This window comes from Acidisarcina sp., assembly GCA_035539175.1.
Lineage (GTDB): Bacteria > Acidobacteriota > Terriglobia > Terriglobales > Acidobacteriaceae > JANXZS01.
The window spans coordinates 55,114-68,665 of record DATLIY010000012.1 but is presented as its reverse complement, the minus strand read 5'-3'; the positions used below and the strand labels follow the sequence as shown (position 1 = coordinate 68,665).

The window sequence follows — 13,552 nt, the reverse complement described above, 5'->3', positions numbered from 1 at the left end:
GGGTTGCGGCGAGGGACGATTTAGCGTCCTTTCACGGTTCAAGTTCAGTTTATGGAGGCAGGCACACGCCAGTTTCAGGAGAGCTATTCAGGATGGAACGGACACACCGTAGAATAGGTGGTGGAACCATGTCTGAAGAGAAGAAGCGCAAAGATTCCCATCAGGACGACGATGTAGCGGGCAAGGCTTACGACAGCCGGTTGATGCGCCGGCTCGTTACCTACCTGCGTCCCTATAAATGGCAGGCCATCGTATCGCTGACCGCGGTCTTCCTCAAGGCTTTCTTTGACGTGATCGGCCCCTTCCTGATGAAGATCGCAGTCGATCTATACTTGACCTCCAGGCCGACGACTCACCTCAACTGGTTCACCCGGCGCCTCAGTTCCAACCCTGTCCATGGCATCAGCCAGCTTGCCGCCATCTATCTCGGCTCGTTGATCATGAGTTATGGGCTGGAGTTTGTGCAGACCTACCTGATGCAGTGGACCGGGCAGAAGGTCATGTTCGACATGCGCAGCCAGATCTTCCGCCATCTTCAGCGGATGCACATCGGCTTCTTCGATCGCAACCCGGTCGGGCGCCTTGTCACCCGGCTAACCGGCGATGTGGATGCGCTCAATGAAATGTTCACCGCAGGCGTCTTTTCCATTTTTGAGGACACCTTCGTCCTGCTGGGCATCGTCTTCATCATGCTGCGCATGAGCTGGTGGCTGGCTCTGGTCACCTTTGCCGTGCTGCCCTTCATCCTTCTCGTCACACGGCTGTTCCGCAAGCATGTCCGCGAGTCTTACCGCCGCGTCCGCCATGCCATTGCCCGCATCAACTCCTATACCCAGGAACATGTCAGCGGCATGAGCATCGTACAGCTCTTCAACCGCCAGAAGCGCTCCTACGAGGCATTCGAGAGGGTGAATAACGACCACATGGTCGCCTTCAAGGACACGATCCTCGCCTACGCGCTCTACTACCCGGCGGTTGAGGTCCTCAGCTCCATAGCCATTGCCCTGGTGATCTGGCGGGGCGGGAATGGAGTCCTGCGGAATACCGTTCAACTCGGCGTCCTCGTAGCCTTCATTCAATACGCACAGCGTTTCTTCCGCCCCATTCAGGACCTGAGCGAGAAGTACAACATCCTGCAGGCGGCCATGGCGGCCAGCGAACGCATCTTCAAGCTGCTGGATACGCCGCCGCAAGTGGTGGATCCCGAGCACCCGCAACCGGGCGACGGCAGCTCCCGCGTCGAGTTCCGCCACGTCTGGTTTACCTATCAGAAGCTCACTCCCGAGCAGGAAGCGCAGATCGCCGTGGCTACCACGGATGAGCTCGCCGCGCTCGGCAGCGAAATCGAGTGGATACTGAAAGACGTTTCCTTCGTCATTGAGCCCGGCCAGACGGCGGCCATCGTCGGCCACACCGGCGCCGGAAAAACAACCATCATCAGCCTGATGATGCGCTTTTACGATGTGCAGCACGGCAGCGTTCTCATCAATGGATTGGATGTCCGCGAGCATGCCCTGACCGCTCTCCGCCAGCAATTCGGCGTCGTGCTTCAGGATCCCTTCCTCTTCAGCGGAACGATTGCCGACAACATCCGCCTCGGCACTGCCTGGATCACCGACGAGCAGATGCGCCGCGCAGCGGATGACGTTAACGTCCTCGACTTCATCTCAGGGTTGCCCAGCGGCTTTGAGGAGCCGGTCCACGAACGCGGCAACAGCCTCTCCACGGGACAGAAGCAGCTCATCAACTTTGCCCGCGCGCTCGCTCACAATCCGCGAATCCTCATCCTCGACGAAGCCACCTCCAGCGTCGATACGGATACGGAGCTGCGCGTGCGATCCGCGCTGGAGCGGATGGTGCAGGGACGCACCTCGGTCGTAATCGCCCATCGCCTCTCCACCGTGCAGCGCGCGAATCAGATCCTGGTCATGCACAAAGGCCAACTCCGCGAGATGGGCACCCATCAGGAGCTGCTCTCCCGCCACGGCATCTATTGGAAGCTCTACCAGCTCCAGTACAAGGATCAGGAGCTGCCGGAGACACACCCGTCGACCGTCCTGCGCGAATCGCTCGCCAGCGGGATTGGCTAAGGGCCATGCCGCGAATATTCCTCTCAGCCGGTGAAGCCAGCGGCGAACGCTACGGAGCGATGTTCATCGAGGCGCTGCGAAAGATCGACCCTGCCGTCGAAGTCTTTGGCATGGGCGGCAAGCGCATGGAAGACCTCGGCTGCCGCCGCATCGTGCGCTCCGAAGAGATGGCTGTCATGGGCCTGGCCGAGGTCGTCCGCCACCTGCCTCACATCTATCGCCAATACCGGCGCATCCTGCAGAGCCTGCGCGAGACCCCGCCTGATGTGGCTGTGCTGATCGATTATCCAGGCTTTCATTTGCGGCTCGCGCGGGACCTCCATCGGCTCGGCATTCCGGTCGTATACTTCGTCAGCCCCCAGCTCTGGGCATGGAAAAAACGCCGCATCAGGCAGGTGGAGCGTTATGTCGGCCGCATGCTTGTCATCTTTCCCTTTGAAGAGACCTTCTACCGCGACCGCGGCGTGGAGGCCACGTACGTCGGGCATCCCCTCGCCGACCTTCCGCTGCCCACCATCTCTCGAAGTGCGTTTGCTGCCCAATACGGATTGGACGCGTCCAAAGATTGGGTTGCCCTCTTGCCCGGCAGCCGCGACAAGGAGATCCGTCTGAACCTCCCGGAGATCAAGAAGGCCGCAGACGCCCTCAACCTGGATTGCGAGTTTCTGCTGCCTCTCGCCGCAACGCTGGATCCAAGGCACATTGCGGGAATTCGTGAGAGCATAGCTCCGCCATCTGGCCGCGGCAGCGGAAAGGCGCCCCGCATCACCCTGGTAAAAGATGCCCGGGCTGCCCTCTACCATGCGCGTGCAAGTGTTGTCGCCAGCGGTACCGCAACCATTGAGGCAGCTCTGATCGGCAATCCGTTCCTGGTCGTCTATCGCGTCTCCGCGGCAACCTATGCGGTCGTCCGCCATATTGTTTCGGTCCCCTTCGTGGCCATGGTCAACCTGGTGGCCGGCCGCGCCGTCGTTCCCGAGCTCATCCAGCACGATTTCAACGCGAGCAATGTTGTCTCCCATCTCCGCAGGTTGATGGCCGATGAGACGGCTCGCGGTAAAATGCAGAACGACCTGAAGCAGGTCTCGCAGATGTTGCACGCCGGCCGCTCGGCAACGGAAACGGCCATCGATCGCGCTGCTGGCATCACATTGCAGGTGGCGCAAAGAATTTCTCACAACTCAGTTCCGATTTAGTCAAGATGACGAAAGCAACTCCACTTCAACTCTGTGCAACGCAGCCAGGACCGGCGCAGCGCTCTCCTAAAGAAGAGCCGCACTTTTCCATGATGGCCATAGCGCAGCAGAAGCGGAATTGCTCCAGCAGTCGAATGAAACGAAATACGGGGAACGTTGATCCTATGCAAGCCCGCGGGTTTTCTTTTTTGATACGGATCTCTGCCATGGCCATCGTGCTGCTCGCGCTCGCAGCACCCTTACTTGCTGCCGAAAAGCCAAACTTCCAGATCAACGGTTACGTCATCGACGCGGATCTTGACCCGGTCTCTCACCACCTCACGGCGACGGCCCGCGTGAACTTTACCGCGCTCGAGACCGCCGACACGGTTGTCTTCCAACTGCACAACGCGCTCAAGGTGAATAAGGTCACAGAAGGATCCAGCAGCACCGCTCTCTCGGGCGAACGGGGTCAGGACTCCACTATCCGCATCGCTCCGCGTGTGCCGCTGCAGAAGGGCCAGACCGTCACCTATACCTTCCAGTATGATGGCACCCTCAGCGGACAGGAAGATGGACCGGTCGAGGGACTCAAGCTCACCACCATCGGCGATCCCATCAGCTATCTTCTCTATCCTGGCCGCTGGTTTCCCATGACCGGCTTCATGACCAACCGCTTCACGGCGGAGATGCATATCCGCGTTCCCGCCGGATATCGAGTCATCGGAAGCGGCGGCACCGGAGGTCCGCTGACCACCCCCAAGGGCCGGCAATTCGACTTTGTCTGGAGCAAGCCAGGCTTCCCCGGAACCATCATCGCGGGCAAATTTGAGGAGCCGGTTGCAGTCGCAGGCAGCACAAATATCCGCGTCTATACCACTGCCGCTCACCAGCAAAGCGCGGCGGACTATGCTCAGACCGCGAACAAGGAATTTGCCTTCTTCACCGACACCTTCGGCAATCTCCAATCCAGCCGTCTCAACATCGTCGAGCTGCCGAACGATACCGTTCCCGCCACCTGGGCTCCGGAGATTGCCGCCATCGCAGGCAACCGCATCGCGGACAAGTCCAACTCCCGCCTGCTCGCCAACACCATCGCGCATCAGTGGTGGGGCAGCGAGGTAAGCCCGGCTTCCCTCAACGATGCATGGATCACCAATGGCATGTCGCGTTACGGAGAGCTGATGTACCTTGAGGATGCCTCCGGTAAGAGCGCGCTCTCCGCCGCCGTGCAGGATGTTTCCGCCGGGGCACTGGCATACGACACGATTCCGCTCTCTACTGCGGGCCGCCTCTCCCCGTTCTCGCCGGAGTTTCAATCCATGACGCTTGAAAAAGGCGCCATGGTCTTCCACATGCTTCGCTGGGAGGTGGGAGACGACAACTTTAAGAAGATCCTCCGCGGCACTCTGTCGCAGTTCACCGGGCAACCGGTTCGCACCTCGGATCTGATCAAGGTCGCGGAGACACAGTCCGGGGAGACCCTCACGCCGTTCTTCGCCCAGTGGCTCGATGGCACCGGCGCACCTTTATTCACCAATAAGTACACGGTCTATCGTCTTGGCAGCAACAAGGGCTTCCGCACCATAGGACAGATCAATCAGGATCTAGACCTCTTCCGCATGCCGGTAGAACTGCGCATTGATACCGACGGGAAGACGGAGACCAAACGGATAGAGGTGGTTGGCACGGATTCGCAATATATCGTGGATACCTTCGGCCGCCCTCGCCGCATCACCATCGATCCGCAAAGCTGGGTGCTCAAAAACTCCCCCGACATGCAGGTTCGCGTCTCCATCCTTCGCGGACAGCAGATGGTCGCCCAGGGCAACTTCGCCGACGCACTCGCCGAGTATCAGAAGGCTCTTGCCGCCAACCCCAACAGCTCCCTTGCCAGCTATCGGGTGGGCGAGGTCCTCTTTACCCAGCGTAACTATCAGGCTTCGGCAAATGCCTACCGCGACGCGCTACGTGGAGACGACGACCCCAAGTGGACCGAAGTCTGGAGCCATATTCAGCTAGGCAAGATCTTCGACGTAACCGGACAGCGAGACCGCGCCGTGAATGAATACCGCCAGGCCGTGCAGACCAACGACAACACCCAGGGCGCCCTGAACGAAGCCCGCAAGTATCTGCAAACGCCTTTCAAACGTGCCGAGGCGGACTAGAGCCGCCTTCGAACCCGGTGTATGGGGGTGCTCGATTCCTGGACATCCCTCTAGACATCCAATACATACTTCCGCTTAAGATAAGCCGCAGTTTCCCACTGACACAACGCAGCAGAAGTGGAATGCTCTATGATGGCTTCCGCGACATCTATGCCCCAGTCACACGAAAAAAAGAAAGATTCGGCTCCTGCTCCACCTCCTTCGCAGGAGGCGGCCGGCCCAGATACATTTGAAGGTGACTATCGTCCCTCGTCCGCGGCAACGCTGAACGCCGCACCGGCGCGTGTCGATCCCGTGCAAGTTGACTTCCTGATGCAACTGGCCGATGCGCTCAACACCACGCTGGATCTGCAGACTCTCTTCCTCCGCACCGCCGATCTCGTCCGCGCGGTGATCGACTACCGCATCTTCGCCATCCTGCTGTTGAACGACCGCACCAACGACCTTCGCATGCGCTTCCAAATCGGCCACACACCGGAAGTGGAGCGTCTGCGCATCCGCATGGGAAAAGGAGTTGTGGGCGAAGCAGCCCAGCGCCGCGAACCCGTCATGCTGAACGACGTAACCAAGGCGGAGAACTACATCAATGCCAATCCCGATGTTCGCTCCGAACTCGCCGTACCGCTGATCGTCAAGAATCGCGTCATTGGCGTCATCGATATCCAGTCCGAGCAGGTCGGCTATTTTCGGCCGGAGCACCAGCGCATGCTTATGCTGACCGCGTCGCGCATCGGACAGGCGATTGAAAATGCGCGCCTGTACACCCGTGCCTCCCGCCAGGCGCAAACGCTCGCGGTTTTGAACGAAATCAGCCGGGAGCTGACCTCCATCCTTAACCTCGACACTCTGCTGGAGAAGGTCGGGCAACTGCTCCGCCGCGTCATGGATTACCAGATGTTCACGATCCTGCTATTGAACGAGCAGGAAGACATACTGGAAATCCGCTATTCCACGCGCTTCGGGGAACCCAATCCTGATCTCGCCCCCGTGCCGTCCAACCGGGGACTGGTAGGCGCCGCCATCGCCGAGCGCAAGCTGATCAACGTCGGCGATGTAAGAAAAGATCCCCGCTACGTGATGGTGAATCCTGAGTCGCGTTCTGAGATGGTTGTGCCTTTGATCTACAAAAACAGGATCATCGGCGTCCTCGACCTCGAGCATACGCGCACCAACTACTTCAACGAAGAGCATGAGCGCACCCTGGTTACACTGGCCGCGCAGATTGCCATTGCCATCATGAATGCGCGCCTCTACCAGAGAGTCGCACGGCAGGAGCAGCGTCTGGAGCGCGATCTTGCCATGGCCCGCGAAGTTCAGTTGCGCCTGCTGCCCCCGGTACGGCCCAAACAGGCGCATGCAGAATACGCAGCCCGTTTCCTGCCCGCGCGAACCATCGGAGGAGACCTCTACGACTTTTTGCCGTACGACTCCGATCGCAGCGGAATTGCGCTTGGCGACGTAAGCGGCAAGGCAGCGCCCGCAGCCCTCTTCGCGGCACTGGTCAGCGGCATCATGCGCGCGGCCGCAATCCAGCAGCTCTCCCCTTCGCGGATGCTGCAAACATTGAACGATGCCCTGCAGGAGCGGCGACTGGAATCGCAGTACGTCTCCATGGTCTACGCGGTGTGGAACGACTCCAACCAGACCCTTCAGCTCGCCAATGCTGGAGCGGTGCAACCTCTCTTCTGCCGCTCCGATGAGGTGACCACTATCCTCGCTGAAGGCTTCCCGCTGGGCATGTTTCCCAACGTTCAGTATGAGGAGTTCAGCCTATCCACCCAACCCGGAGATTCGATCATCTTCTTCAGCGACGGCATCGTCGACGCGCAGAACTCCAGCGGAGAAATGTTCGGCAACGACCGGCTGATCTCCGTTGTGCGAAAGAATCAGCGAAAACCCGTTGGGGAACTGGCGGACGCGATACTCAACGAGCTGGTCAGCTTTCAGGGCGACGTCGATCACTTTGACGATGAGACCCTGGTGATCCTCCGCGTCCTCAATCCCTGACCAGACGCGATAGGCCGGACGCGATAGGATAGAGAAAATAGTTTCCGGAGACCCATTGGATACCGCAGCCACACACACGAGCACAAGGACCGTCGCGCCCGCGCGAAACCTCGTCGGCAGCCTTCGTCTGCCCGGCGACAAGAGTATCTCCCACCGCTATGCCCTGCTGGCGGCCTTCGCCGGGGGAACGACCCGTCTGCGTAACTTCTCAACCGGCGCCGATTGCGCCAGCAGCCTGGGCTGCGCTGAAGCGCTGGGCGCAAGCATAACCAGTGCCGGGGATTCGATCGAGATTCACGGAACTGGCGGAAAACTGGTTGCCCCGGCTGGTGCGCTCGATTGCGGCAACTCCGGCTCGACCATGCGCATGCTCTCCGGCCTGCTCGCCGGACAGGAAGATCGCTTTACCCTGATCGGAGACGCATCCCTCAGCAAACGGCCCATGGAGCGCGTGCGCAAGCCCCTGTCGCAGATGGGCGCGGAGATCGCTCTCACCGAAGGACATGCGCCCATCACCATCACGGGCCGCAAGCTCACCGCCATTGACTACACCACTCCTGTGCCCAGCGCCCAGGTCAAGACCGCCGTACTCTTCGCCGGATTGCAGGCCGCCGGAACCACCACCCTGCGCGAAGCCGTTCGCACCCGCGACCATGGCGAACTCGCGCTGCGCGCCTTTGGAGCCGAGCTCACCCGAACCGCGGATGCAGTCTCGATTGCCGGTGGCCAGTCTTTAACCGGCATCAGCGCCACCGTTCCTGGCGATCTATCGTCGGCAGCCTTCTTTCTCTGCGCAGCCGCTCTCTTCCCGGGGTCGAATCTGGTCTTTGACGGCCTGGGCCTGAATCCCACCCGCGCAACCCTCCTCGATGTGCTCACTTCGCTGGGTGCGCGCATCAGCGTCCTCAATCTCGAAGAGAAGCAAGGCGAACTGATAGGCACGGTACAGCTCACCGCTCCCAGCCAGGGATTGGGATCAACCACCATCTCCGGCGCGCTCGCCGCACAGCTCATCGATGAACTGCCCGTGCTTGCCGCCATTGCGCCATATACCCGCGGGGGAATCCGCATCAGGGACGCCCGCGAGTTGCGCGTCAAGGAGTCGGACCGCATCGCTCTCATGGCTACCAATCTTCGCGCGATGGGTGCCGATGTGGAGGAATTCGAGGATGGCCTGGACGTGCCCGGTGGACAGCAGTTGCAGGGTGCTGAGATCAACTCCGGCGGAGATCATCGGATCGCCATGGCCTTTGCCGTCGCTGCCTTGAGGGCGAAGGGCGAAACCCGCATCCACGGTGCCGAGTGCGCCGCTATCTCCTTCCCCGAGTTCTTTGACCTGCTTGATCTGGTCGCAGAGAGATAAAGAACCGGGAAGCAAAACCAGTGACATGCAAAAGGGGTCCGATGCCGTCTCTCAATAGGACGGCATCGGACCCCTTCGTATCTTTCTTACTGCTGTGCCGGTTGCAGCGGCATGCTTGGTTCCTTCGTATCCTTCGGAGCTTCCACTCCGGGAACCACCGGAACCTGCGAAATCTTCCCGCTTACCGCATCCCCCAGGCTGATGCCATAGTGTTCGAGCGTATTCGCCAATGTCTGGCTGAGAGCTGCACGATCCTTCGCATACAAAGCCTTGGCTACGATCAGGTTGTTCTCCCCGGCTGCTAGGTTGCGCTGCTGCTGTAGAACATTCGCAGTCGTCGACGCGCCCAGATGATACTTCTTCTGCTCGGAATCCAGGCTCTGATATGCAAACTCGCGAGCCGCAAGCGCTGCCTGAACCTGGGCCCGGTCGTTGGTCAACGCAAAGACTCCGTTGAGCACCTGGGTGCGAATCTGAATGTAGATCTGTTCCAGCCGAAGTTCGTTCTGCCGGTATTCGAGTACCGACCGTGCCTGGTCGCTCTGCGCAATGCGGTTGTGAATCGGGATGGAGATATTCACACCCACTCCTTTATCCGGAGCGCTGCTGTTGAACAGGCGGCTGAACGCGGTCCCATAACTCACCGTGGGAAATTGGTTGGCCACGCACGGCTTGCCGGTCACGAAGTTCATGCAGTTCGGATTCTGGGAGCCGCCAATGGCCGATGCCCCGTAAAAGCCGTAAGCATCTACCACCGGCAGCAGCTCATTCTTTATCGCTTTCATTGAAAGCTCGCTGTTCTTCAGCTGAAGAATGTCCTGCTCCACCTCTGGCCGGTTGGTATAGGCCTGCTTCACAAGATCGTCCACAGACATCTTCTCTTCGGGAGACTCGATCAGGCTGACCCGATCCGTGGGAATCACCGGCGCTTTGCTCAACTCGGGATCGCTCAGATTGCGAAGCATCGCCTGCTTCATCACCATCTGCTGGTATTCCAGAGCGGTCTGCGAAGAAATAAGCGCCTGCTGATCGCTCGCCACCTGGCTGTCGGAGTTGATAACTTCCAGCGGCGCCAGGGTCCCAATCTCTACCTGCTTGCGATTGTCCGCCGTCAATTGTTTGGACTGCGTGAGCGCACGCTCTTTTGCCTGCACGTCCTCATACGAACTGACCAGTCCCCAATAAATGTTCTCAATCTGGTTCACTGTATAGAGGATCTGCTGGCGGAACGACGCGTCCGTGATGCGGCGATTATTCTTCGCCTGCACGATGAAGCGGCTATTCACTCCCCAGCCAAACCCCTGCAGCAGATGCTGGGTAACCTCTGCCTTGAAATTGGTGTTGTACTGCGGGCTATAGCTGCTGAACTGACTGTTCGTCGTCTGCCGGGAATTGTTGAAGCCGACCGTCAACGCAGTCCCGGTAAGGAATCCCTGGTTATAGGCAAAGTCGTATTGGGTCGTTCCCGTCGAGAGTACCGGCGCTCCGCTGAAGGGATTGGAGGTCGGCTGCTTGGCGTTTTCGTACTGGATCGTTCCCGTCAACGTCGGATCAAGGCTCTCGGGATTCGGCCCCGCACTGCTGGTATTTGTGACCAGGCCGCCCGCGCCTGCGCCTGCGCCGCTCGATCCTACCGAGGTTCCCCCCGGACCGCCGCCCGATATCAGCGTCTGACCCGCCGTGCCCTGGGTTCCGCTAACGATCCCTGTATTCACACCGCGTAACTGTGCGCCGGCTTTGGATCGCAGAATGTCGGTATCCGCAATGTCGAGGTTGAACCGCGCAATCGCGATATCGTAGTTATTTTCGAGCGCCAGCGTGATCGCATCGCTCAGGCTGAGGTAGATCTTCCCGTCGCGGATCAGATCGTGAATCCGCGCCGTGTTGGTAAACCGCGAGGGCTCCATCGAGATCGCCTTATAGGGAGCCAGCGGATTGGGATAATAGCCCTGCGGCCTGGTAAAATCCCGCGGCGTCGACCGCATAAACATTGGCTGGGTATAGTTTGGCGCAGGTGTCGGCGGCAGATCTTTCATACCCGCTGGTGGAGTTACCGGCGGGGTCTGCTGCGCCATCCCATAAGGAGAAACAGTGGAGAGAAGCAGGCACGCCACCATGGCAGTTGTCTGAAGTTTCGACTGTACTCTTGCAGCGGTTGGAACCTGATGGGAGGCATGCGCCTCGTGGGTCTTCCCTTTTTCTACGTTCAACGTGGTACCTCTCCATTGCCGGTCACAGAAAAAAGCCATTCGCCCTTCCCCATATGTTCGGGGCGAACCGACACATCAGGAGACGTTGGCCGGTTGCCCTGAGACTCATCAACATGTTGAAAACTAAATCATTAGCAACGCCGGCGAGACCACAAGCACTCCGGATAAGTTTCCATACGTTTTCGAACCGTGCTTCGTTCCGTGGAATCTTGCTGTCGAACCGCGCAGGACCACCCCGCCGCTTTGTTAGAGCGAATAAAGTTCCGGTTGAATCGGCAGGCCTGAGTATATCGCAGCCACCCCGGCCCACCGCTGCGATATCCTCGGCTTCGAGATGAATTCCTCGCCCATCCACTTTCTGCAACCAGGCACCCTGCAGACGCAGCGCAACTGGAAACTGGTGCTCTCCTATGACGGCACCGATTTCCACGGCTGGCAGGTGCAGCCCGGACTGCGAACGATCCAGGGCGAGTTGGCCAGCGCCATCGAACGCGTCACCGGAGAACAAGTGCTGCCCCAGGGCTCAGGACGAACCGACGCGGGCGTCCATGCGCTCGCTCAAGTTGCCTCCTTCACACTGGCTGCGGCGATCCCGGCCTATAACCTGCAACGTGCGCTCAACCGCACCCTGCCCCCGGACGTCCGCGTGCTCGCGGCAGAGCCGGTAGAGCCTTCGTTTCACGCCCGTCACAGCGCCCGCCACAAAACGTATGAATACCGCATCTATCGCGGCGAAATCTGTCCCCCGTTCCTCGCCCGCTACGCCAGCGCTCTCAACTGGCCACTCGATCTTGGAGCCATGCGGGAGGCAGCGAATGCCGTGCTTGGCGAGCACGACTTCACCTCCTTCGCTGCCGCAGATCCCGACCTGGCGCAGCGATCCGGCGCTCGCGAAAGCGGCACTTCCGAAAACCTGGATCGCGACAACATCCGAACGATCTATGAATCGGCGTGGGAGCAACGCGCCTCCGACGGCGGATACGAGGGTGACCTGCTCCTCTACCGCGTCCGCGGCTCGGGCTTTCTTCACCACATGGTGCGCAACCTCGTCGGCACATTTCTTGAGGCCGGACGCGGGCAGATCCTTGCCGAAGAGCTTCCGCGCATCCTCGCCGCGCGAGAGCGCGCCGCCGCAGGCCCCACTGCGCCCGCTCGCGGATTGTTTCTCGTCTCTGTCGGTTACAGCGCCATGTAGAGACCCAGATGCTACCCCACCCGATGCTACCCTGAAGAAACCCGCATGCCTTCTCCGATAGCACCCACGGCATTCTCCCGCATCGCCCGCCTGGCCTCCCTGCGCCCGGTACATGCAGCCTTCCAGTGGCTGCATCTGCACGAGTCGCAGATCATGCGCTGGCAGGTGGAGATGGTAGCCATCCCCGCGCCGCCCTTCGGCGAAGGCCCCCGATCCGCGTGGGTTCTGGAGCGCTTTCGCGAGCTTGGTCTGATGGACGCGCACGTCGATGAGATTGGCAATGTGCTCGGATATCTCCCCGGCCCCGAGGGGGCCAAACCCGGCAATGAGGGCAGCGCGGCGCGTCCCTGCATTCTCCTCTCCGCGCATATTGACACGGTCTTCCCGGCGGAGACACCTCTCAACCCCAGGATCGAAGGAGCCCGGCTGGAGGCCCCCGGCGCCTGCGACAACGCTGCTGGAGTGGCCGGCCTGCTGGCGATCGCCGCTGCGCTGCGCCATGCCTCGGTGCCCCTCGCCTGCGACCTGCTTTTTGCCGCCAATGTGGGAGAGGAGGGCGACGGAGATCTCCGCGGAATTCGCCATCTGTACCAGCATTCCCGCTATAAAACACGAATCGCCGCAAACGTAGTGCTCGATGGAGCAGGCCATGAAGTCGTCGTCGCGCAGGCCCTGGGCAGCCGCCGCTTCCTCGTCTCCATCACCGGCCGCGGCGGCCACTCGTGGAGCGATGCCGGAACCCCCAACCCCATCATGGTTCTGGCCGCCGCAATCACCCGCCTCAGCATGGTCTCTCTGCCTGCTGAACCGCGTACCACGGTAAACGTAGGCACCATTGAAGGCGGCACTTCGGTCAACTCGATTCCCGAGCGCGCCACGGCACGCTTCGATTTCCGCTCCACAGATCCCGAGCAGTTGATCCGGATGGAAGTGGAATTGCACCGCGCCGTCGAAGACGCCGTCCTCACCGCCAATCGGCTGGAACCCGCCCGCCCACTTCAGTTCACGATCGATACCATCGGGGACCGGCCTGCCGCCGGCTTGCCTGCGGATGCCGCCATCCTTGAATCGCTGCGCGCGGTTGACCGGCATCTGAAGCTCCGCACCGAGCTCCGCGTAGGCTCCACCGACGCGAATATCCCCCTGTCCATGGGTATCGAAGCTATCAGCATGGGTGCTGGGGGAGACGGCGGCAGCGTGCATACCCGCGCCGAGTGGTATAACTCCGCTCATCGCGATCTGGGCCTGCGCCGCGTCCTTCTGCTAGTGCTCGCGCTGCTTGAAAATGCATCGGGTCAGTGAAGCATGCTGCGCCGAGTGGATCGTCCGTTTGCTGCTCGCACT

At 60.4% G+C, this 13,552-nt stretch carries 8 protein-coding genes; 7 read left to right on the top strand and 1 reads right to left on the bottom strand.

From position 1 onward, the window contains the following. The first annotated feature begins 128 nt into the window (after window positions 1-128). The 5 genes from VM554_15425 to aroA all read left to right on the top strand — a co-directional run bounded on the left by VM554_15425 (window position 129) and on the right by aroA (window position 8,803). On the top strand, window positions 129-2,090 hold the full coding sequence (locus VM554_15425; GenBank protein ID HVJ09767.1) for an ABC transporter ATP-binding protein: 1,962 nt from the start codon (window positions 129-131) through the stop codon (window positions 2,088-2,090). Between the two features lie 5 nt (window positions 2,091-2,095). Further along, a complete protein-coding gene (lpxB, locus tag VM554_15420; GenBank protein HVJ09766.1) occupies window positions 2,096-3,286 on the top strand; it encodes a lipid-A-disaccharide synthase in 1,191 nt (396 codons plus the stop codon). 206 nt (window positions 3,287-3,492) lie between these two features. Continuing rightward, entirely contained in the window at window positions 3,493-5,433 is a 1,941-nt protein-coding gene (locus VM554_15415; protein HVJ09765.1) for a tetratricopeptide repeat protein, read from the top strand. Window positions 5,434-5,562: 129 nt separating this feature from the next. Next, on the top strand, window positions 5,563-7,440 hold the full coding sequence (locus VM554_15410) for a SpoIIE family protein phosphatase (GenBank protein ID HVJ09764.1): 1,878 nt from the start codon (window positions 5,563-5,565) through the stop codon (window positions 7,438-7,440). Window positions 7,441-7,495: 55 nt separating this feature from the next. Next, on the top strand, window positions 7,496-8,803 hold the full coding sequence (gene aroA, locus VM554_15405) for a 3-phosphoshikimate 1-carboxyvinyltransferase (protein ID HVJ09763.1): 1,308 nt from the start codon (window positions 7,496-7,498) through the stop codon (window positions 8,801-8,803). A gap of 86 nt (window positions 8,804-8,889) precedes the next feature. Here the strand turns inward: aroA and VM554_15400 are convergent, their stop codons facing one another. Continuing rightward, entirely contained in the window at window positions 8,890-11,013 is a 2,124-nt protein-coding gene (locus VM554_15400) for a TolC family protein (GenBank protein HVJ09762.1), read from the bottom strand. Between the two features lie 334 nt (window positions 11,014-11,347). On the opposite strand from VM554_15400, the gene truA reads away from it, so the two are divergent. After that, window positions 11,348-12,208, top strand: coding sequence for a tRNA pseudouridine(38-40) synthase TruA (truA, locus tag VM554_15395; protein ID HVJ09761.1), 861 nt, complete (start codon window positions 11,348-11,350; stop codon window positions 12,206-12,208). Between the two features lie 45 nt (window positions 12,209-12,253). After that, complete coding sequence (locus tag VM554_15390; protein HVJ09760.1) at window positions 12,254-13,510, top strand: M20/M25/M40 family metallo-hydrolase; 1,257 nt, start codon at window positions 12,254-12,256, stop codon at window positions 13,508-13,510. Window positions 13,511-13,552: the final 42 nt, after the last annotated feature.